This is a genomic window from Polynucleobacter parvulilacunae (assembly GCF_018881715.1).
Taxonomy (GTDB): domain Bacteria; phylum Pseudomonadota; class Gammaproteobacteria; order Burkholderiales; family Burkholderiaceae; genus Polynucleobacter; species Polynucleobacter parvulilacunae.
Window position 1 is genome coordinate 301,143 of record NZ_JACVPW010000001.1, and the last position, 21,919, is coordinate 323,061.

Annotated in this window: 22 protein-coding genes and 1 other RNA gene; 8 read left to right on the forward strand and 15 right to left on the reverse strand. The window is 46.9% G+C overall.

All coding sequences use genetic code 11. From position 1 onward, the window contains the following. Positions 1-98 precede the first annotated feature (98 nt). From dusB to ruvB, 6 genes are all read left to right on the forward strand, one after another. Positions 99-1,115 carry a tRNA dihydrouridine synthase DusB gene (gene dusB / locus ICN18_RS01525; protein ID WP_216188786.1) on the forward strand — a complete coding sequence of 339 codons (1,017 nt, stop codon included), beginning with the start codon at positions 99-101 and terminating at the stop codon, positions 1,113-1,115. A gap of 61 nt (positions 1,116-1,176) precedes the next feature. Then, positions 1,177-1,416, forward strand: a complete 240-nt coding sequence (locus ICN18_RS01530) for a helix-turn-helix domain-containing protein (RefSeq protein WP_216188787.1) — start codon at positions 1,177-1,179, stop codon at positions 1,414-1,416. Between the two features lie 73 nt (positions 1,417-1,489). Next, on the forward strand, positions 1,490-3,070 hold the full coding sequence (purH, locus tag ICN18_RS01535) for a bifunctional phosphoribosylaminoimidazolecarboxamide formyltransferase/IMP cyclohydrolase (RefSeq protein WP_216188788.1): 1,581 nt from the start codon (positions 1,490-1,492) through the stop codon (positions 3,068-3,070). A 24-nt stretch (positions 3,071-3,094) separates the two neighbouring features. Beyond that, a complete protein-coding gene (ruvC, locus tag ICN18_RS01540; RefSeq protein ID WP_215362181.1) occupies positions 3,095-3,625 on the forward strand; it encodes a crossover junction endodeoxyribonuclease RuvC in 531 nt (176 codons plus the stop codon). Between the two features lie 29 nt (positions 3,626-3,654). Next, complete coding sequence (ruvA, locus tag ICN18_RS01545) at positions 3,655-4,236, forward strand: Holliday junction branch migration protein RuvA (RefSeq protein ID WP_216188789.1); 582 nt, start codon at positions 3,655-3,657, stop codon at positions 4,234-4,236. A gap of 54 nt (positions 4,237-4,290) precedes the next feature. Continuing rightward, positions 4,291-5,355 carry a Holliday junction branch migration DNA helicase RuvB gene (gene ruvB / locus ICN18_RS01550; protein WP_216188790.1) on the forward strand — a complete coding sequence of 355 codons (1,065 nt, stop codon included), beginning with the start codon at positions 4,291-4,293 and terminating at the stop codon, positions 5,353-5,355. On the opposite strand, the gene tyrS is transcribed toward ruvB, so the two are convergent. Continuing rightward, on the reverse strand, positions 5,352-6,584 hold the full coding sequence (gene tyrS, locus ICN18_RS01555) for a tyrosine--tRNA ligase (protein WP_216188791.1): 1,233 nt from the start codon (positions 6,582-6,584) through the stop codon (positions 5,352-5,354). The genes ruvB and tyrS overlap by 4 nt on opposite strands. Positions 6,585-6,660: 76 nt before the next feature. Between tyrS and ICN18_RS01560 the strand changes: the two genes are divergently transcribed. After that, positions 6,661-7,788: an anhydro-N-acetylmuramic acid kinase gene (locus ICN18_RS01560; protein WP_216188792.1), complete on the forward strand. Its 1,128-nt coding sequence runs from the start codon at positions 6,661-6,663 to the stop codon at positions 7,786-7,788. Positions 7,789-7,828: 40 nt separating this feature from the next. Here the strand turns inward: ICN18_RS01560 and erpA are convergent, their stop codons facing one another. The 4 genes from erpA to rplM all read right to left on the reverse strand — a co-directional run bounded on the left by erpA (position 7,829) and on the right by rplM (position 10,294). Further along, the gene (erpA, locus tag ICN18_RS01565; RefSeq protein WP_068319574.1) at positions 7,829-8,203 is read right to left on the reverse strand and encodes an iron-sulfur cluster insertion protein ErpA; all 375 of its coding nucleotides are present in this window, start codon (positions 8,201-8,203) and stop codon (positions 7,829-7,831) included. A gap of 80 nt (positions 8,204-8,283) precedes the next feature. Then, positions 8,284-9,342: an N-acetyl-gamma-glutamyl-phosphate reductase gene (gene argC / locus ICN18_RS01570; RefSeq protein ID WP_216188793.1), complete on the reverse strand. Its 1,059-nt coding sequence runs from the start codon at positions 9,340-9,342 to the stop codon at positions 8,284-8,286. Positions 9,343-9,454: 112 nt separating this feature from the next. Then, complete coding sequence (gene rpsI, locus ICN18_RS01575) at positions 9,455-9,856, reverse strand: 30S ribosomal protein S9 (RefSeq protein WP_071466175.1); 402 nt, start codon at positions 9,854-9,856, stop codon at positions 9,455-9,457. Positions 9,857-9,865: 9 nt separating this feature from the next. Further along, entirely contained in the window at positions 9,866-10,294 is a 429-nt protein-coding gene (rplM, locus tag ICN18_RS01580; protein ID WP_011903721.1) for a 50S ribosomal protein L13, read from the reverse strand. A gap of 410 nt (positions 10,295-10,704) precedes the next feature. On the opposite strand from rplM, the gene ICN18_RS01585 reads away from it, so the two are divergent. Continuing rightward, positions 10,705-11,127, forward strand: coding sequence for an OsmC family protein (locus tag ICN18_RS01585; RefSeq protein WP_216188794.1), 423 nt, complete (start codon positions 10,705-10,707; stop codon positions 11,125-11,127). Here the strand turns inward: ICN18_RS01585 and rnpB are convergent. The 10 genes from rnpB to ICN18_RS01635 all read right to left on the reverse strand — a co-directional run bounded on the left by rnpB (position 11,128) and on the right by ICN18_RS01635 (position 21,915). Beyond that, positions 11,128-11,434, reverse strand: an RNA gene (gene rnpB / locus ICN18_RS01590) — RNase P RNA component class A. It lies immediately after the preceding gene. 57 nt (positions 11,435-11,491) lie between these two features. Then, complete coding sequence (gene pyrC / locus ICN18_RS01595) at positions 11,492-12,556, reverse strand: dihydroorotase (protein ID WP_216189426.1); 1,065 nt, start codon at positions 12,554-12,556, stop codon at positions 11,492-11,494. Beyond that, a complete protein-coding gene (locus tag ICN18_RS01600) occupies positions 12,553-13,905 on the reverse strand; it encodes a glycerate kinase type-2 family protein (RefSeq protein ID WP_216188795.1) in 1,353 nt (450 codons plus the stop codon). The genes pyrC and ICN18_RS01600 overlap by 4 nt, the downstream gene beginning before the upstream one ends. A gap of 9 nt (positions 13,906-13,914) precedes the next feature. Continuing rightward, entirely contained in the window at positions 13,915-15,738 is a 1,824-nt protein-coding gene (locus ICN18_RS01605; RefSeq protein WP_216188796.1) for an ABCB family ABC transporter ATP-binding protein/permease, read from the reverse strand. Between the two features lie 15 nt (positions 15,739-15,753). Beyond that, positions 15,754-16,197, reverse strand: coding sequence for a dihydroneopterin triphosphate diphosphatase (gene nudB / locus ICN18_RS01610; protein ID WP_216188797.1), 444 nt, complete (start codon positions 16,195-16,197; stop codon positions 15,754-15,756). 20 nt (positions 16,198-16,217) lie between these two features. Then, entirely contained in the window at positions 16,218-18,020 is a 1,803-nt protein-coding gene (gene aspS / locus ICN18_RS01615; RefSeq protein ID WP_216188798.1) for an aspartate--tRNA ligase, read from the reverse strand. Between the two features lie 16 nt (positions 18,021-18,036). Beyond that, positions 18,037-18,690, reverse strand: coding sequence for a DUF502 domain-containing protein (locus ICN18_RS01620; protein ID WP_216188799.1), 654 nt, complete (start codon positions 18,688-18,690; stop codon positions 18,037-18,039). A 52-nt stretch (positions 18,691-18,742) separates the two neighbouring features. Next, a complete protein-coding gene (gene ubiB / locus ICN18_RS01625; RefSeq protein WP_216188800.1) occupies positions 18,743-20,329 on the reverse strand; it encodes a ubiquinone biosynthesis regulatory protein kinase UbiB in 1,587 nt (528 codons plus the stop codon). Positions 20,330-20,332: 3 nt separating this feature from the next. Beyond that, on the reverse strand, positions 20,333-20,953 hold the full coding sequence (locus tag ICN18_RS01630) for a ubiquinone biosynthesis accessory factor UbiJ (RefSeq protein ID WP_216188801.1): 621 nt from the start codon (positions 20,951-20,953) through the stop codon (positions 20,333-20,335). Positions 20,954-21,006: 53 nt separating this feature from the next. Next, positions 21,007-21,915: a Tim44 domain-containing protein gene (locus ICN18_RS01635; protein WP_216188802.1), complete on the reverse strand. Its 909-nt coding sequence runs from the start codon at positions 21,913-21,915 to the stop codon at positions 21,007-21,009. Positions 21,916-21,919 lie beyond the last annotated feature (4 nt).

The window sequence follows — 21,919 nt, forward strand, 5'->3', positions numbered from 1 at the left end:
CTCTCCGTTTGATCTGAAACAAGCAATCTGCCTAATTTTTAGGCAGATTTGGGCCTGACTGTGCTAAAGTGTCATGCTTTCCGCCCTAGCTCTTTTAGATGAATATTGGCCCTCACCTCCTCGCAAATAAGCTGTTTGTAGCCCCTATGGCTGGGGTAACAGACCGCCCATTTAGGCAGCTTTGTAAGAAATTGGGTGCTGGATATGCGGTTTCTGAAATGGTGGCCTCGAATGCCCTACTTTGGAAAAGTGAAAAGACGCAGCGTCGCGCCAACCACGTTGGCGAATTCAAACCGATTGCAGTACAAATTGCCGGCGCTGATCCAGCAATGATGGCAGCAGCAGCAAAAATTAACGTCGATCATGGCGCGCAGATTATTGACATCAATATGGGCTGCCCCGCAAAGAAAGTGTGCAATGTTGCAGCGGGTTCTGCGTTGTTACGTGACGAACCTTTGGTACAGCAAATTTTGGAAGCGGTTGTTAATGCGGTTGGCGTTGGACCAGATGCAGTGCCCGTGACATTGAAGATTCGAACAGGCTGGGATCGCGAACATAAGAACGCTATTGAAATTGCACAACTTGCAGAAAAGTCTGGCATCTCTATGTTGACTGTTCATGGCCGCACAAGAGCAGACTTGTATCACGGTGAGGCTGAATACGAAACAATTACTGCAGTTAAAAATAGTGTGAGCATTCCTGTGGTTGCGAATGGTGATATCAATAGCCCGGAAAAAGCTGAGCAAGTACTAAAGCTCACCGGTGCAGATGCCATCATGATTGGCCGCGCAGCTCAAGGTCGCCCCTGGATCTTTCGCGAAATCAACCACTATCTTGAAACAGGTGGCATGCTACCAACGCCCGAGATCAATGAGATCCAGGCCATCATGAATACCCACCTCTTAGACCATTACGAGTTTTATGGTGAGCATATTGGCCTTCGCACTGCACGCAAACATATCGGCTGGTATTGTAAGGGCTTGCGTGATTCACATGCTTTCCGCCAGCGTATGAATACAGCTGATGACTGCAAAACCCAACTTCAAATGGTCAATGATTATTTTGACGAGATGAAATCCCATTCTGACCGCTTGTTATTTTTGGAAGCGGCGTAGCACTCACTGTATTTAGTTTTCTTTTTATTCTTTGTTTTAGTTTTTGTATTGATAGATTGTTATGACCAATAAGCACCCGATTACCGAATGTATTGAAACCCAATTGCAGGGCTACCTGAATGATCTCAAAGGAACAGCGCCGACCGATGTCTATCAAATGGTATTAGCAGTGGTTGAAAAGCCTATGCTGGAATTAGTAATGCAGCATGCTAAACATAATCAATCATTAGCCGCTCAATACCTTGGCATCAATCGCAACACCCTGCATAAAAAGTTAGTTGAACATCAACTGCTGAAGTAAAAGCACATATCACAATCAATAAAGTAGCAAATTTACAAAGCCATCTTCTTTTAATTAAACCCTCCGAAAAACCATGATCCGTACAGCCCTACTCTCCGTCTCCGATAAAAATGGCATTGTGCCTTTTGCTAAAGCCCTTCATGAGCAAGGTATTAAGCTCATTTCTACTGGTGGCACCGCAAAACTCTTGGCAGAAAACAATCTACCTGTTGTTGAGGTTTCTTCTTTGACGAAATTTCCAGAGATGCTAGATGGTCGCGTAAAGACCCTTCACCCTATGGTGCACGGTGGTTTATTGGCGCGCAGAGACTTCCCGGAACATATGGCGGCACTGAAAGAGCATGGCATCGACACAATCGATATGCTCGTTATCAACCTATATCCATTTAACGAGACGGTTGCCAAGGAGAGCTGCTCATTTGAAGATGCAGTAGAGAACATTGATATTGGTGGCCCCGCAATGCTACGAGCTGCCGCCAAGAATCACCAAGATGTTACCGTATTGATCTCACCGGAAGACTACGCTCCAGTCTTGGCTGAAATGAAGGCCAATAAGAATGTTATTTCTTACAAGACTAATTTAGCTTTGGCGAAAAAAGTATTTGCGCATACCGCTCAATATGATGGTGCGATTGCCAACTACCTGTCAGCATTGGGTGATGACTTGGATCACAAAGCACGTTCTGCTTATCCAGAAACTTTGCACCTTGCCTTTGAAAAAGTACAAGAGATGCGCTATGGCGAGAATCCACATCAATCTGCGGCTTTCTACAAAGATATCTATCCAGTAGATGGTGCGCTTGCTAACTATAAACAGTTACAAGGCAAAGAGCTGTCTTATAACAATATTGCTGACGGAGACTCTGCTTGGGAATGTGTCAAGAGCTTTACTGGTAATGCTGGCGGCGCTGCTGCTTGCGTCATTATTAAGCATGCCAATCCGTGTGGCGTAGCTGTTGGCGCTACTGCACTTGAGGCTTACCAAAAAGCATTTAAGACCGATCCAAGCTCTGCGTTTGGCGGAATTATTGCCTTTAACGTTCCTTGTGATGGTGCTGCTGCAGAAGCTATTTCCAAGCAATTCGTGGAAGTGCTCATTGCCCCTGGCTTTAGTGATGAAGCCAAAGCAATCTTTGCTGCCAAACAAAATGTGCGCCTGTTAGAGATTCCATTGGGCACTGCATTCAATACATTTGATTTCAAACGCGTTGGTGGCGGCCTGCTTGTGCAGTCCCCAGACGCAAAGAACGTTCTCGAAAGTGAAATGCGTGTTGTCAGCAAACGTCTGCCAACTCCAACTGAAATGCACGACATGATGTTTGCATGGCGCGTTGCCAAGTTTGTCAAATCCAATGCCATTGTGTATTGTGCTAATGGCATGACCCTGGGTATTGGTGCAGGTCAAATGAGCCGAGTGGATTCTGCTCGTATGGCCAGCATTAAAGCTGAGAATGCAGGCTTAAGCCTCAAAGGTTCTGCAGTAGCTAGCGATGCCTTCTTCCCATTCCGCGATGGTTTGGATGTTGTTGTGAATGGTGGAGCAAGCTGCGCAATCCAACCAGGGGGCAGCATGCGTGATGATGAAATCATTGCAGCAGCTAATGAGCATGGCATTGCCATGATCTTTACTGGCACACGTCACTTCCGTCATTAAGCAAACAAGAGGCAACAAAAACTGATGCGCTGGATAGGAATCGACCCAGGTTTACGGACAACCGGTTTTGGTGTCATTGATGTTGATGGCCAAAAACTGACCTACGTAGCTTCAGGGACGATTGAGAGTGGAGATCCGGCCAAAGGTTTACCTGAGCGTTTGGGTGCTCTCTATGCTGGCGTCAAAGAAGTTTTAGAGACCTACCGCCCAGAATCGGCTGCAATTGAAGAAGTCTTCTTAAACGTTAATCCTCGCTCTACGCTCATGTTGGGTCAAGCGAGGGGTGCAGTGATTGCTGCCCTCGTATCTGAAAAGCTTCCTGTAGCTGAATACAGCGCACTGCGAGTAAAGCAAGCGATTGTGGGCACAGGTCGCGCAGCCAAGCCGCAGGTGCAGGAGATGGTGAAGCGCCTTTTAAGATTAAATCGTGCCCCTGGAACAGATGCTTCAGATGCACTAGGTGTTGCTATCTGTGCCGCCCATCATGCACAAATGCCAAAAGCAATTACTGCAGCTTTAGCGCCCAAGCTAGCACCCAAAAAACGTAGTAAGTAAAAATACACATCACAGGTTAAGATCTCTACATGATTGGTCGCATTCAAGGTACTCTCGTTTCAGTTCATCCTCCTCGCCTCTTGGTCGATTGCCAAGGAATTGGTTACGAGGTTGATGTGCCCATGAGCACTTTGTATCAACTACCTCAAGCTGGACAAAAAATTACCTTACTCACGCACTTTCAAGTTCGTGAAGATGCGCAGCAACTCTTTGGCTTTGCCACCGAAACTGAGCGTGAAGCCTTTAGACAGCTCATCAAGATCAGTGGTGTTGGCTCTCGCACCGCACTAGCAGTTCTCTCCGGCATGAGCGTCAATGAGTTAGCCCAGGCTATTGCGCTGCAAGAGGCTGGACGCCTGACTCAGGTTCCCGGTATTGGCAAGAAAACTGCTGAGCGTCTCTGCCTAGAGCTTAAAGGTAAGTTAGCCCCAGACCTGGGTATTACAGGGGGCAAACCTCAAGCGATTGAAGCGAGCAGTGAAGTATTACAAGCACTCTTGGCATTAGGCTACTCAGAAAAAGAAGCACTTCTGGCTCTCAAGCAAATACCACCAGAAACAAATGTGTCAGATGGCATCCGCATGGGCTTGAAATATTTATCTAAGCCTTAAGTAGATAAACACCGCTTTAAACACTACTGAGCAAAACACCACTAAACTCATAGCATGGCAATTCATACAGACGACCTCAGCTCTATTCCCGAAGATTTACCGGAGAATAACGACCGCATTGTGAGTGGCTCGGCTGGGAACGCTGAAGCCGTCTTTGAAAGAGCGCTGCGCCCCAAACAACTCGATGAGTATGTTGGTCAAACAAAAGCGCGCGCCCAATTAGAAATTTTCATTAGCGCTACAAGAGCCCGACAAGAAGCGCTAGATCACGTTCTCTTATTTGGGCCTCCTGGTCTTGGCAAAACTACCTTGGCACATATTATTGCCAGAGAGCTTGGTGTGAATTTGCGTCAAACCAGCGGCCCTGTTCTGGATAGGCCCGGCGATCTTGCTGCCTTACTCACCAATCTAGAAGAAAATGATGTTCTCTTCATTGATGAGATTCATCGCCTATCGCCAGTAGTAGAAGAGATTCTTTACCCCGCACTTGAGGACTACAGCCTAGACATCATGATTGGCGAAGGTCCTGCTGCTCGCAGCGTGAAGATTGATCTCAAGCCTTTCACATTGATTGGTGCAACCACCCGTGCTGGCATGCTCACCAACCCATTGCGCGATCGCTTTGGCATTGTGGCCAGACTTGAGTTCTATACAACTGAAGAGCTCACCAAAATTATTAGTCGTTCAGCAAGTCTGCTCAAAGCTGATATTGATCCAGAAGGTTCGGTAGAAATTGCTAAGCGTGCACGCGGCACTCCGCGTATTGCCAATCGCCTGCTCAGAAGAGTTCGTGACTACGCAGAAGTCAAAGGCACCGGTACGATCACTAAAGCCATGGCGGATGCTGCACTCAAGATGCTCGATGTGGATCCGAGCGGCTTTGATGTAATGGACAGAAAGTTACTAGAAGCGATCTTGCACAAGTTTGATGGTGGCCCAGTAGGTATTGATAACTTAGCAGCGGCCATTGGCGAAGAACGCGACACCATTGAAGATGTGCTTGAGCCCTACTTGATTCAACAAGGCTACCTACAAAGAACCTCGCGTGGCCGAGTGGCAACCCGTCAGGCCTATGAACATTTTGGGTTAACGCCACCTAGCAGTGGCTTAGATATTTAAGCTAGAGTTACTTTGGCGAACTTACGTTTACCAACCTGCACAACGTAAGTGCCAGCCTCAACCTTTAACTGTTTCTCAGTAATGGTTGCACCATCAATCTTCACACCGTTTTGCTCGATATTGCGATTGGCTTCCGATGTAGAAGGAGCAAGGCCAGCCGCTTTCAGAAGATTGGCAATTTGCATTGGTGCACCAGAGAGATTGACCTCTGGAATGTCATCAGGTACACCGCCTTTAGCGCGGTGATTAAAGTCTTCTAATGCTTTTTCTGCCGCAGCTTGCGAATGAAAGCGCGCAACGATTTCTTGAGCAAGCAATACTTTGCAATCTTTTGGGTTTCGACCTGCAGCAACTTCTTGCTTCATTAAGTCAATCTCAGCCATTGGGCGGAAAGAAAGCAATGTGAAGTAATCCCACATCAACTCATCGGAGATGCTCAATAGCTTGCCAAACATCTCACCAGCAGGCTCACTAATGCCGATGTAATTACCTTTGGACTTACTCATCTTGTCCACGCCATCTAAACCAACCAGCAGAGGCATTGTCAAAATACATTGAGGCTCTTGGCCATATTCACGCTGGAGCTCGCGCCCAACCAAGAGATTAAATTTCTGATCCGTACCACCAAGCTCTAAATCACTCTTCAAGGCAACAGAGTCATAGCCTTGCATCAATGGGTACAAGAACTCATGTACAGAGATGGGTACGCCACTACGGTAGCGTTTTGTAAAGTCATCGCGCTCTAACATTTGCGCAACGGTATATCGCGCTGCCAACTGAATCATGCCACGCGCACCCAAGGGATCACACCACTCACTGTTGTAGCGCACTTCAGTTTTAGCAGGATCAAGAACCATGCTTGCTTGACGATAGTAGGTCTCAGCGTTGACGGCGATCTCTTCAGCAGTCAAAGGTGGGCGAGTAGCGTTGCGGCCTGACGGATCACCAATCATGCTGGTGAAGTCGCCAATTAAGAAAATAACCGTGTGACCTAAATCCTGTAGCTGACGCAATTTGTTCAAAACAACGGTATGGCCCAGATGAATATCTGGAGCTGTTGGATCTAAACCCAATTTAATCCGCAATGGCGTCTTAGTAGCTTGGCTACGAGCCAGCTTCTGAACCCAGTCAGCCTCAACCAACAGCTCATCGCAGCCACGTTTAGTGACTTCTAGTGCCGCAAAGACTTCAGGGGTCAGAGGATATTTTTGTTCTGGTTTGGCCGTCATGCTGATTCGGTTTACTGATTCAGTTAAATTAGTAGTTAAATTGCTAAAGCATAATTGTCGCATTCCTGAGAGCCCCATGAACAAACCCCATTCCTTCTATATCGGCCTGATGTCTGGCACCAGCCTAGACGGGATCGATGCCGTTCTGGCCAAGATTGGGGTTAATGGCGAAGCTAGCGCTCTCGATGCGGTGACTATGTCTTTTAGCCCAGAGCTACGCAAAGCCCTATTTGAGCTCCAAAGCCCTGGCCAAAATGAGCTCCACCGGGAAAAGCAGGCAGGTAATGCCTTAGCCCTGGCTTATGCGGATGCTGTCAATCTACTGCTGCAGAAAGCCAAACTTCAGCCCGCAGATATTACTGCTATTGGCGCACATGGTCAGACCATTCGCCACCAACCGCATCTTGGTGACATGGCCTATACCCACCAAACGCTGAATCCCGCCCTCTTGGCAGAAAAGACTGGCATTGATGTTATTGCTGACTTTAGAAGTCGTGACTTAGCTGCTGGTGGACATGGCGCTCCATTAGTGCCAGCCTTTCATGCGCAGCAATTTGTAGAAGCTAAAAATTTAGCGATCCTCAATATTGGTGGCATCGCCAATCTCACGCTGCTCCCTAAAGATGGTGAAGTGACTGGCTTTGATTGCGGCCCTGGAAATATGTTGATGGATGCTTGGATACATGAGCATCAAGGCAATGCTTTTGATGAAAATGGACAGTGGGCATTACAAGGCAAAGTCAACGAAGCGCTACTCAAAAAAATGATGAATGACGCTTTCTTTGCAAAAGTACCGCCTAAGAGCACTGGCAGGGATGACTTTCATCTTGCTTGGTTGCAAGAAAAATTGGATAGTGAAAATTATCTTTGCGAAGATGTGCAAGCCACATTACTCAATCTGACAGCACAATCTGCATTAGAGGCTTTAGCGCGTTATGCCCCGCAAACCCAGAAGCTGATTGTCTGTGGTGGTGGCGCTAGAAATAATGCGCTCATGAATTTATTTAAAGTGAAGTCGCAGCAATTCTTCAAACAACCATTAGAAATTACTACAAGCGAGTCCGCGGGAATTGACCCTCAGTTAGTTGAGGGTCTTGCTTTCGCATGGCTTGCGTGGGCCCATAAAGAAAAACGGCCAGCAAATTTGCCAGCCGTTACAGGAGCGAAAGGTCCTAGAGTTCTAGGCGCTTGCTATCCAGCTTAACTTCTCTGCTTAATTAAATATTAATTAAGCTCGTTTTTATTTAAGCAGAGAAAGAAGATCCGCAGCCACAAGTAGTTTGGGCATTTGGGTTCTTAATCACAAACTGTGATCCGTTGATGTCTTCTTTGTAATCGATCTCAGCGCCAACTAAATATTGAAAGCTCATTGAGTCTACTAACAAAGTAACGCCATTCTTTTCAAAGAGTGTGTCGTCTTCATTCACAGCATCATCAAATGTGAAGCCATATTGAAATCCTGAGCAACCACCGCCTTGTACGAATACGCGAAGCTTCAACTCTGGATTACCTTCTTCGGCAATCAAGTCAGCCACTTTTGCAGCAGCGCTATCCGTGAACACCAATGGGGTTGGTGGCTCAGCTAAATCTTGTGCAGGTTGTGTAGCTAATTCAGTCATGATTTACTCCTAATTCAAAAGGCAATGTCTCATTTTAGGCTTTTAATGCCCAGTTTGCTGAAGGGGTATTCCTTATGAAATTAAGGAGATACAGCGATCTGGGTCAGGCCCGTCGTCTCAGGCAAGCCAAACATCAGGTTCATACACTGCACACCTTGGCCTGAAGCACCCTTCACCAAATTGTCTTCAACCACCAAAATAACTAAAGTGTCGCCGCCGCCTGGACGATGGATAGCAATCCGAATGCCATTGCTACCCCGAACAGAGCGTGTTTCTGGGTGACTGCCTGCAGGCATCACATCGACAAACGGCTCATCTTTATAGAAATTCTCATAAAGCTTTTGATAATCGATCTCTTTACCGGCATCAGTCAAACGCACATACAAGGTTGAATGAATACCTCTAATCATCGGCGTTAAATGTGGCACAAATGTCAGGCCAATTTGATCATGTCCAGCAATGGCTTTTAAGCCTTGCTCGATTTCAGGTAAATGACGATGACCTTTAACGCTATACGCTTTGAAGTTATCCGCTGCTTCAGACAACAGCGTACCGATCTCTGCTTTACGTCCAGCACCAGAGGTACCTGACTTTGAATCCGAAATAATATGCGTGCCATCGATCAAATGCTTACCGCCAGTTGATTTTGGCGAGAGTAATGGTGCAAGACCTAACTGCACTGAGGTTGGGTAGCAACCTGCCAAACCAACTACGCGCGCCTTCTTAATGGCATCACGATTGATTTCTGGCAAACCATAAACAGCTTCAGCCAAAATTTCTGGGCAGCCATGCTCCATGCCATACCACTTAGCAAATTCTTTTACATCCTTTAAACGGAAGTCGGCTGCGAGATCCAAAATCTTGACATTGTTGGCGAGCAATTCTTTTGCTTGCGCCATCGCAACACCATGCGGGGTTGCGAAGAACACCACATCACATTCGTTGAGCTTGGCTTCGTCAGGCGTTGTAAATTTCAGAGCAACACGACCTCGTAAAGATGGAAACATCTCAGCTACTGGCATACCAGCTTCTGTGCGAGAAGTAATTGCAGTGAGCTTTACCTCAGGATGCTGCGCCAATAAACGCAATAGCTCCACTCCGGTATACCCAGTCCCACCAACGATGCCAACTTTAATCATGTCATTCTCCAAAATACCGACTGATGAATTTTATTTCTTTAATACCTAGATTGTAGAAACAAAAAGGGCCGCTTGCGCGACCCTTTCGATAAAACTTGAGCGACTGAAAGAATTAGCGCTTGCTGAACTGCTTACGACGACGCGCGCCGTGCAGACCAACCTTTTTACGCTCAACTTCACGAGCATCGCGAGTTACCAAGCCTGCTTTAGACAGGGTTGGCTTCAAAGCGTTGTCGTAGTCGATCAATGCACGAGTAACACCGTGACGAACTGCACCAGCTTGGCCAGTTTCACCGCCACCAGAAACGTTTACTTTGATATCAAAGGTCGTTAAGTGGGCTGTGAGAGCCAAAGGCTGACGAGCGATCATGCGTGATGTTTCACGAGCAAAATATGCATCGATAGGCTTACCATTAACAATGATTTCGCCTTTGCCAGATTTAATGAATACGCGCGCAACAGAACTCTTGCGGCGACCAGTACCGTAATTCCAATTTCCGTAATTAATAGCCATTTGGTTTCCTTAAATCTCTAACGCTTTTGGCTGTTGAGCCGCATGCGGATGATTGGCGTCGCCGTAGACTTTTAATTTCTTAATCATGGCATAGCCAAGTGGGCCTTTTGGCAACATACCCTTCACAGCCTTCTCCAAAGCGCGACCTGGGAAACGGTCTTGCATCTTGTCGAAGTTAGTCGAGCTAATACCACCTGGGTATCCGCTGTGACGGTAATAAATTTTGTTCAAGCCTTTTGTGCCAGTGACACGGAGCTTAGAAGAATTGATAACGACAATAAAGTCGCCAGTATCAACGTGTGGGGTGTATTCAGGCTTGTGCTTGCCGCGTAGACGGAGTGCCACTTCACTGGCGACACGACCGAGGACTTTGTCCGTAGCGTCAATCACGAACCATTCATGCACTACCTCATGGGATTTTGCAGAAAAAGTTTTCATGATTTCTCAAATTGTTATGGTCAAAAAAAATTACCCCAACCAAACTACGTCCACCTTGGCCCTGCTTATGTTTGCAAGCTCGCAGATTCTGCAATTTAACTGGTACAACAAATTACCGCTGACCGGCTCGGTAATTCAGTAAAGCCTTGAATTGTAACCTAAAAAAAACCCAGGAACGAGTCCTGGGTTGGAATCCACCTATGTTTGGGTGGAGGAGACACTGGGAGGTAAGTCGCAGTCTTATACAAGACTGACTACCAATATGGTTATTCTACACAAGGAATATGGTGCAACGCAAGAATATTGACCAAGATCAATTTTTTTCTGGTTTTTAGTGCCCAACTAAAGCACCTAAATATTGGTAAACTATTGATAATATTGATTAATTTAGTAAGTTAGGGGTCACTACTATGGAATGTCGAGTAAGTTGGTTGGGTAATGGCGGCATGGCTTTTTCAGCTGAAACCGGCAGTGGGCACCTCGTAAACATGGATGGCGCCCCTGAAGCGGGCGGCAGAAACCTAGCGCCAAGGCCAATGGAGCTCCTTTTAGCGGGTGCCGGGGGTTGCTCCGCATTCGATGTAGTTTTAATCCTACAAAGGGCCCGTCAGGCCATTAGCGGCTGCGAAGTTGCCCTTCAGGCTGAGCGCGCTTCAGAAGATCCTAAAGTTTTCACCAAGATTAATTTGCACTTCATAGTCAAAGGAAAAGATCTGGACCAGGCAAAGGTAGATCGCGCTGTAAAGCTCTCACATGAAAAGTACTGCTCAGCGACAACTATGCTGGCTAAAACTGCAGAACTAACTTACAGCGTCGAAATCATTTCAGAATAAGTGCAGAGTCAATCGATAAGCCGGATTCTGTCGCCTAGATTTGCATCTAGGGGCAATCATTCCTCTAGGCCGTTAGTTACCTAACGGCTCAAGCTCCCTACCCGCAGACTCAGCGGGACGCCTCATCGCCTGCTTACTTGGGATTGCTCCAGGTGGAGGTTACCGCGTTTCACCGTAACTGAATACGCTCGTCTCTGTGGCCCTATTCCTCACGTCGCCGTGGATGGCCGTTAGCCATCACCCTTCCCTATGGAGTCCGGACTTTCCTCCCCCTCAATAAAGAGGCGGCGATTGCCCAATTGACTCTGCGCCTGCAGTCTAACGCAGTCAGAGAAATTTAGCGATGAAAGTAAAAGGTTAGGCTCTAAACCAGCGACCAAGCGATGGTTTCACCAGCGCGAAGCGGGACGATGGTATCGCCGCCCAAAGGCAATTCATTTGGGATATTTTGCGGGTGCTTCACCAAGGTAATTTTTTTACTATTGCGTGGCAAGGAATAAAAGTCAGGGCCAAAGAAACTAGCAAAGCCTTCTAACTTATCCAGCTTGCCGACACTCTCAAATGCCTCAGCGTATAAACCTAATGCATTGAATGCGCTATAGCAACCCGCACAACCACAAGCCGCCTCTTTGACCCCTTTGGCGTGAGGTGCACTATCGGTTCCCAAGAAAAAGCGGGGATTACCACTGGTCGCAGCCTCCATGAGTGCAACACGATGCTCTTCACGCTTCAGAACTGGCAAACAATAGTTGTGTGGACGAATCCCGCCCGCAAAAATCGCATTGCGATTCATGAGCAAATGTTGCGGGGTAATCGTTGCTGCTATTGTATTTTTCCCACCTGTAGATGCATCACGCACATAGTGAGCTGCTTGTTTAGTGGTGATGTGCTCAAACACAATCTTGAGTTCAGGAAATTTTTTGCGTAACGGCTCTAATACAGAATCGATAAATACTGCTTCACGATCAAAGATATCAATATCAGCACTGGTGACTTCACCATGCACTAGAAGTGGCATACCAACCGCTTGCATCGCCTCTAGTGCAGCATGGCAATGCTTAAGATCGCTAACACCAGCGTCACTATTGGTGGTGGCACCAGCAGGGTATAACTTAAATGCGGCAATGCCTGCATCCTTAGCCTTACGAACTTCCTCTGCAGAAGTGTTGTCTGTGAGATACAGGGTCATTAAAGGTGTGAAGCCACTCACCCCCAATGACTTTAAATTGGATTCGATGCGAGATTGGTAGGCCTTAGCTAAATCCACAGTGGTAACTGGCGGCTTTAAGTTCGGCATGATGATTGCACGGGCAAATTGACGTGCGGTATCTGCTAGTACATCCTTCATCACTTCGCCATCGCGAATATGCAAGTGCCAATCATCTGGCTGAATCAACTGAATTTGAGAAGGTGTATTAGACATATTTATTTATCAAGCAAGATGATGCGGAAATCATTCACATTTGTAAGTGTAGGGCCAGTTTCCACTAAAGCGCCTAATTCTGCAAAGAAGCCATAGCAATCATGCGCCGATAAGAATTTTTCTGGCACAAGACCAGAGTTCAGGCTAGCTTGTCGAATATTGGCATCAAACCAAGCCCCAGCATTCTTTTCACTGCCATCAATGCCGTCGGTATCAGCCGCTAAAGCTGCAATATTAGGAAAATCAGAACTGGCAGCAAAAAGGGAGAGCAGGTATTCACTACAGCGACCCCCGCGACCCTTAAGCCCAGCTGGAATAGTCACCGTGCATTCGCCACCGGAGATTAGGGCGAGCGGTTTATCTATTCCCTTCACTACGTAGTCACGCACTAAGGCAGCCTGCTCAACACCAACCTCTTGCGCCTCACCGGTAATCGTGTCGCCCAAAATAATTGCTTCGTAACCATAAGTGCGAACATAATCAGCGGCAGCTTCCAAGCTTTTGTATGCTGTTGCAATGACATGATTAGCCACTTGAGCAGAAATTAAATCAGAATCCTTTAAGGTCTCTGGTATTTCGCCTGCTAAGCCTTGCTTGAGGTGATTCAATACGGATGCAGGAATAGCAGATGCATCCAAATCATATTTCTGCAAAATATTGAGTGCATCTAAATACGTGGAGTAGTCTGCAGCGCATGGACCACTTGCAATATCTGCAGGTGCATCACCTGTGACATCCGAAATCAACAACGCTTCCACACGTGCGCCGCGTGCAATCGCCACTCTGGCTAAATTCCCACCCAAGATGGCAGATAAATGCTTGCGCACTACATTCATTTCTTCAATCGGGGCGCCACTACGCAACAGCGCTTCGGTAGTCTTACGCATGTCATCAATCGAGATGCCTGCTTGCGGCAAAGTCAGTAGGCTGGAACCTCCACCGGACACCAAAGCCACTAAGACATCGCCTTGTTCTAACTGATTGGTTAGAGCTAAGACCTCCTTTGCGCCATTCATACCAGCCTGATCAGGCACAGGATGTCCAGCCTCAACAATTTTGATTTGCGTAGTCGGTGAGCTATGGCCATAACGCGTGAGCACTACACCCTCTAATGCCGCCTGTGGCCAATTTGCTTTTGCATAAGCCTCCAATGCGCTTGCCATAGAGGCGCTCGCTTTGCCAGCACCCACAACAAGACATCTTCCCCGTGGCTCCTGCCCCTTTGGAAATATCTTAGCTAAATACTGCGGAACAATCACCTGCGGATCAGCAACTGCAACAGCTGCAGCAAAAGCATTCTTCAGAATCACTTCTTTACTTGCTTGCATTGAATTTGTGTCAGCGTTTTGAGTCATCCAACTATTCTAATCAAGAGCAGCACGTTCTTGCATTTGCCACATTTCAGCATATTTACCCTGATGCGCAAGTAGCTCTGCATGGGTTCCACGCTCCACAATCTGCCCATGATCCATTACCAAAATTTGATCGGCATGAATAATGGTTGAAAGGCGATGAGCAATGATGAGTGTTGTTCGGTTCTTTGCCAGACTCAGCAGCTCCTCCTGAAAAGCGCGCTCTGTTTTGGAATCTAGCGCTGAAGTAGCCTCATCAAAAATCAACATAGCCGGTTTTTTGAGGAGCGTCCTTGCAATCGCAACCCTTTGTTTCTCGCCACCAGACAGCTTAAGACCCCGTTCACCCACCTGAGTGTCGTAACCGTCGGGTAAGCGCTTAATAAAGCTATCAATTTGTGCCGCCCTGGCCGCTTCTTGCACTTCTTCAATCGTTGCCGATGGATCACCGTAGGCAATGTTGTAGCCAATCGTGTCATTAAACAAAACCGTATCCTGAGGAACAATGCCAATCGCCTTACGCAAACTAGCTTGCGTGACGTCCTGAATATTCTGACTATCAATCAGAATTTGTCCTGACTGCACATCGTAGAAACGAAATAGCAATCTTGCTAAGGTGCTCTTGCCAGCTCCACTTTGACCTACTACTGCAGTAATCGTCCCAGCAGGAATATTGAAACTCACATCACGCAGAATTTCTCGCTTGGCCTCATAGTGAAACGATACATTTTCAAACCGTACATCGGGGCCATGTCCACGATTATCAATATGCAAAGGGTGAGCATCAGGCGAATCTGCAATTTCCTTATCAGTATTGAGCAAAGAAAACATGCGATCCATGTCGGTTAATGATTGCTTAATCTCTCGATAAATCACACCCAAGAAATTGAGCGGTATATAAAGCTGAATCATTAAGGTATTAACAAGAACCAAGTCACCCAAAGTCATAGTGCCATTGACGACCCCCACTGTGGCACGCCAAAGGATGAGCATCAAGCCAACCGCAATAATGATTTGTTGACCAAGGTTTAGAAAAGCCAAGGTCTTTTGCGACTTGACCGCTGCAGCTTGATAGCGCAGCAGATTTTCATCGTAACGCGCCGCTTCAAAAGCCTCGTTACCAAAGTACTTGACCGTCTCAAAGTTCAACAGAGAATCAATGGCTTTCTGATTGGCCTTTGAATCCATATCGTTCATCGTGCGGCGGTAATGAGTACGCCACTCTGTAACGACAATCGTAAAAGCAATATAAAGAACTAAGGCTGCTAAGGTAATTGCAGCAAACCAAATGTCATACGAATACGCGAAGTAGCCAAGCACCAAACAAAACTCAATGAGCGTTGGCAGGATGCTGTAAAGCGAATAAGAAATCAGCGACTGTATGCCACGTGTACCACGCTCGATATCTCGACTCACACCACCAGTTTGACGAGCTAAGTGAAAGCTCAGCGCTAAGGAGTGCAAGTGCTCAAAGACCTGAAGTGCCACTTTACGAACTGCGTTCTGAGTCACTTTGGCAAATAAAGCTTCACGCAATTCTGTGAACAAGGATGCAGAAATTCTTAAAAGGCCGTACCCCACAATAATGCCTAGAGGAACCACCAGAAGTGCCTGAGGAGAGCTAGCCTTGATATCCAAAGAGTCAATTAGCTCCTTGAGCACAATCGGAATTCCCAGGTTGGCAACCTTGGCAGCGATCAAGCAACTCAGGGCAATGATTACCCTATAGCGATACTCCAAAAGATAGGGAAGAAGATCGCGAATAACGCGCCAATCACCGCGCCCCGATGTTTTTGAATCTGCGCTACCGTGATGATGTCCCGATGAATGTCTCATCGTCCTATCTTATTCCTAATTGCCTGAGAATAATTTCAGAATGGCCTCGCCATTGCTGTGAGAAAAACATTTCTTGGCAGCCTCTTCGCAAGGCAGCCACTCATAAGCGACATGCTCTCTAGGAGCCAGAGTGATTGAGGTATTGTCCGGGACCTCAAGCGCAAACCAGTGCTCAGTATTTCGGATAACGCCGGGACCATAACGAAAACGCCACTCTGGATAGATTTCATACTCGATCTGCTGATGCATGTTTTGCAATGCGCCTTTTGGCAATCGATCCACTGCAATACCCGTTTCTTCAAAAACCTCGCGAGTAGCAGCCAGAGCAAGATCTTCCTCTAGAGCATCAAGACTGCCGGTCACTGACTGCCAAAAGCCAGCACGGTCAGCGCGCTCTATCAATAAAACATCCCTATTCGATTTGTAGATAACTACTAAAACCGAGATAGGGATTTTCAAAAGAGTACTACTTTAATTTTTTAAGCGGCAGGTGCTGCTGCTTGACGTAAACGGATATGCAATTCACGCAACTGGCGCTCATCTACTGGGCTAGGAGCCTGAGTTAATAGGCACTGCGCACGTTGAGTCTTAGGGAAAGCAATCACATCACGAATAGATTCTGCACCAGTCATCATGGTCACAATACGATCGAGACCAAATGCGATACCGCCGTGTGGAGGCGCGCCATACTGGAGCGCATCTAACAAGAAACCAAACTTCGCTTGCGCTTCTTCTGCATCAATCTTTAATGCACGGAATACTTGGCTTTGAACTGCTTCTTGGTGAATACGCACAGAACCGCCACCAATCTCACTACCGTTCAATACCATGTCATATGCTTTAGCCAAGCACTTGCCCGGATCTGACTCCAGGTACTTCATGTGCTCATCTTTAGGGCTGGTAAACGGATGATGGCAAGCAACCCAACGGGCCTCACCTTCATCGTAGTCAAACATTGGGAAATCAACCACCCACAATGGCTTCCAACCTTCGGTAAAGAGACCATGCGCTTTGCCCCAAGCAGATTGGCCAATACGTAAACGTAAATTACCAATCGCATCGTTCACTACTTTTTCTTTGTCAGCGCCAAAGAAAATAATATCGCCGTCTTTTGCGCCAGTGCGCTTCAAGATGCCTTCAATCGCTGCATCATGCAAATTCTTAACAATTGGTGACTGCAAACCATTGCGGCCTTCAGCCACAGAGTTCACCTTAATCCACGCCAAACCTTTGGCGCCATAGATGCTTACAAACTGGGTGTAGTCGTCGATTTCGCTACGGCTAATTTCAGCGCCACCAGGAACGCATAGACCCACAACACGGCCACCAACTTGATTAGCCGCGCCTGAGAACACCTTGAAATCAACGTCTTTCATCAAATCCGTTAGCTCTGTGAACTCAAAATTCACACGCAAATCTGGCTTATCTGAACCAAAACGCGCCATACCCTCTGAGTAAGGCATGGTTGGGAATGGATTAGGCAGCTCTACGTTCATTGTCTTCTTGAAAATATGACGGATCATGTTTTCAAACAAATCACGAATTTCCAACTCATTTAAGAAAGCAGTTTCACAGTCGATCTGAGTAAATTCAGGTTGACGATCTGCGCGCAAATCTTCATCACGGAAGCATTTGGTAATTTGGTAGTAGCGATCAAAGCCAGCCACCATTAACAACTGCTTAAATAATTGTGGAGACTGTGGCAATGCAAAGAACTGGCCATCATGCACACGTGAAGGTACCAGGTAATCACGCGCCCCTTCAGGCGTGCTCTTAGTCAGCATTGGTGTTTCGATATCAATAAAGCCCGCGTCATCCAAATAACGACGGCACTCCATCGCTACGTTGTAACGCAATCGCAAATTCTTTTGCATTTGTGGGCGACGTAAATCTAATACACGATGCGTCAGACGAGTGGTCTCTGACAAATTCTCATCATCGATTTGAAATGGAGGAGTTACGGAAGCGTTCAGAATCACCAAGCTATGGCAAAGAATCTCAACTTTGCCACTGACCAAATCGGTGTTTTCAGTACCAGCAGGACGGGCACGAACAAGACCTTTGATCTGAATACAGAACTCACTACGCACTTGCTCTGCAAGCGCAAACATTTCTGGGCGATCGGGATCGCAAACAACCTGCACAAATCCTTCGCGGTCACGCAAGTCAATAAAGATCACGCCTCCGTGGTCGCGGCGGCGATTAACCCAGCCGGAGAGAGTGACTTCTTGACCAATCAGTGAATCAGTTACCTGGCCGCAGGTATGGCTTCGCATCAACATAACAATTTCCTATAAATCAAAAATGGCGTGGCAACTGGGATGCAGTTAAACCACTAGAACTATTAGGGGGAACAGAGCCCATTGAAACAATATGTTTCAGAGCTTCTTCCACACTCATCTCCAGTTCAATCGTTTGTGCACGCGGCACAATCATGAAAAAACCAGAGGTGGGATTTGGGGTTGTTGGCAAGAATACGTTGACGTAATCCTCTCCCAACTTAGCAGTGACTTCTTTTGCAGGAGTACCAGTCTGAAATGCAATCACCCAAGAATCAGCATGGGGATAACGAATCAACAATGCCTTACTAAAGGCTTGGCCACTACCAGAAAATAAAGTGGATGAAACTTGTTGAACGCTAGAATAAATTGAACGCACTACTGGAATGCGGTTAATTTGCTTATTCCACATCCGAATCCACCACTGACCGGCAAAACTAATTGCCACTAAGCCGGTCAACATAATTACCGCAATCACAATCAATACGCCAACACCAGGAAGGTCTCGGAAATTCTGAACGTCTACAGCCGCATCATGAGGAAGGACCATGATGATGGCGTGCATCACTGATCCAAAAACACCGTCGAGCAAGCCCAAGCCCCAAGCGATTACCCAAACGGTGATCGACAAAGGTGCCCAAACGAGGATGCCAGCGATAAAGTATTTTTTCATGTGTTCTGCCTAACCCGCTATTTTAGCGGGTTAGCAGCCAATCAGCGAGAGACTAATAAATGCCTAGGCTGATGATCAAAATTCCGGCCAAAAACCCGCCGGCAAAGAGTAAAGCTCCCGCCAGTAGGCGATGCGTACGTCTTTCCTGCAATAAAAGGGCCTTTAAGACCTCTAATTCGCCAGTTTGGTCTTTTATTTGATGCTTCCCTTGGGCCAGGCTATCTGCAATTAAACGAGGCAAGGTAGGCAGAATTTTGGCCCAAGTAGGCGCCTCTTCCTTAAGTCCATCAATCAAACCGCGCCAACCGAGCTGCTTGCTGACCCATTTCTCAAGGATCGGCTTGGCCGTTTTCCAAAGGTCCAAATCAGGATCCAGTTGGCGAGCCAAACCTTCGACGTTCAGGAGGGTTTTTTGAAGCAAGGTGAGTTGCGGTTGAATTTCCACTTTAAAACGGCGTGATGTCTGGAATAAACGCATGAGCACAATACCCAGGGAAATCTCCTTGAGTGGACGATCAAAATATGGCTCACAAACAGAACGCACAGCACCTTCCAACTCTTCTACGCGAGTATTGGCTGGCACCCAACCTGACTCGATATGTAATTCAGCAACGCGACGGTAATCGCGGTTAAAAAACGCTAAGAAATTCAGCGCTAAATAATTTTTATCGGACTCACTCAATGCACCAACAATTCCAAAGTCAAGCGAGATAAAGCGGCCAAATGTTTCTGGCTCTAAGCTAATCATGATATTGCCAGGATGCATATCTGCATGAAAGAAACCATACTCAAACACTTGAGTAAAAAATATTTCTACGCCGTCAGAAGCCAGCTTTTTAAAGTCAACGCCAGCCTCCCGCAGCGCTGCGGTTTTGCCAATCGAGATGCCATACATTCTCTCCATGACAATCACATTGGTATGACATAGATCCCAATACATTTCTGGAATCATTAACTTTTTAGAATCTGTAAATTGCCTGCGCAACTGGCTGGCATTAGCAGCTTCGCGCATGAGGTCTAACTCATCATGCAAATAGGTATCAAACTCTGCTACGTTCTCACGAGGCTTTAGACGACGGCCATCATCGGAGCTTTTTTCAATCACCTTGGCTAAGTCATACATTAAAGCCAGATCGCCCTCAATCACCGGCAAAATGCCTGGGCGTAAAACCTTAATAGCTACAGAACGACCTTCCCACTCAGGGCGCTTCTCGGTGCCGCGCAATACTCCAAAGTGCACTTGCGCAACTGAAGCACTAGCAACAGGCGTTGCATCAAAGCTAATAAATACCTCTTCGATCGGCTGACCTAAATCCTTCTCAATCAAGCGACGAGATTCTTCATTTGAAAATGGCGGCACTTGATCTTGTAACTTGGCCAGCTCATTAGCAATGTCTTCTGGCAATAGATCACGACGTGTAGAAAGGACTTGTCCGAACTTTACAAAAATAGGACCCAATGCCTCAAGTGTCAGTCGAATACGCTCCCCTCTAGGCAAATGACTGCCAGGAGAAATCCAACAGAGCATCGTTAAGAAGCCACGACGAATGCCTGGCTTTAGAAGATCACGTAATAGTGGTAATAAGCCATAGCGCCATGCAGTAAAGAAGATAAAAAAGAAGCGAGTAATTCGACGCACGATTTATTTAGCCTTTTGCTCTAAAAATTGAATACGTTTTTCCATGCGATCTACAGACTCGCGCAATTCGCTTAATTCGGATTTACGAACCATAAAGTCTCTTTTATTTAAAAGTACTTTCTTTTCTTCACTGACATACTCAAGCACATTGTCCAGCAAATCAGTTGCAGCAGAGCGCGTTGCAGAGACAAACTTTTTACCCTGCCTTACAGCGAAATTTGCTGGGGCATCACCTACCAGGCGAGCCAAATCTTCTTCATACTCCCAGCGCAACTGCCCCGCAAGACGACCTAAGAGCTGAGCCAAGTCTGCATCACCTGTAATTTTCACAGCTCTAAAGGCCTGCTCTCGCAAAGAACCAGAGCTGCCTGCTAAGTCATTTAATGCTTTAGCAGAGACTTCCAAATTCAAGGAAGGGCCTTCAATCTCTTTTAACGAAGCCAATAAACCATCAGACTTAATCTCAAAACAAAGATTACCCAAAGGCAACTGCAACAAAATCGTTTTACCGGCATGACGAGCCAATTCTGTAGACGCCCAAGGCTCGCTACCCAAAACGTGATTAATCCCCCGGCAGGCAGCGCCAGAGGCAATCGTATGGGTAGTAGTAAATTGGCTGTTCATGAGTGTAAAAAACCCGCACTAGTGCGGGTTTTCCAACGGAAATTACCTAGAGCTTAAACCAACTGGGAGATGCCCGCCAGTACCCAGCCGCCAGGACCGTCAACTGGCTTACTTAAATTCCAGATTTCGGAGAAGTCGCTTGCTGGAGCCCCCTGTTGTTCACGGATCATGCCGCTGAACTGCACACTACAGAAGTAATGAGCATCAGCCGTCTCAATTCCCAAAAGCTGAGCATTAATGGTCACAACATCGGTTTGATTACTGCCATCAGTTCTACCAGCTAAGTCTTGCTGAATCGTGGCAAACATTTCTGGGGTTGTAAATTCACGCAAGGCAGCAAGATCGCCCTGATCCCAAGCCTTTTGCAAAGTCACAAAATATTGTTTTGCATTCTCCAAGAATGTTAGTTGATCAAAACCTGGAGGCAAAGTGGACTCAAATGCCGCAGGCTCAGCACTCAGGCCACCAAATGCATTTGCAGCAGGAGTAAAAGCAGGCTCCTGCCTTGGAGACTCGATATTGCTACGTTGCATACCTTGTGGCGGCACATTGGAATTTTGACCGGCGCCAGACAACGCAGGCAACATTTTGCGAATAATGAACATAATGACAAATCCTGCCAACATCGCGATAAGTAAACCAGTGATCATGGAAGAGGCTGCCTCGCCCAAACCGAAGTGAGATAAGAGATAACCAATTCCTAAACCAGCTGCTAAGCCGCCTAAGATGCCACCCATGCCACCAAAGCGACTAGGCGCAGGAGCTTGAGGTGTTGGGGCGGGAGCAGCAGGTTGCGCTTGTTGTACTGGCTTTTGCACGGGAGCAGCTTGACGTTGCATTGGAGCGCTTGGAGCTCGTCCCAAACTTCTTCCACCACCCAAGCGAGCAGCATCGACTTGACCAATCATTGCAACGATCAAAGTAACGCTCAACAAAACCGCCTTAAAAAAATGTTTGTTCATTTTT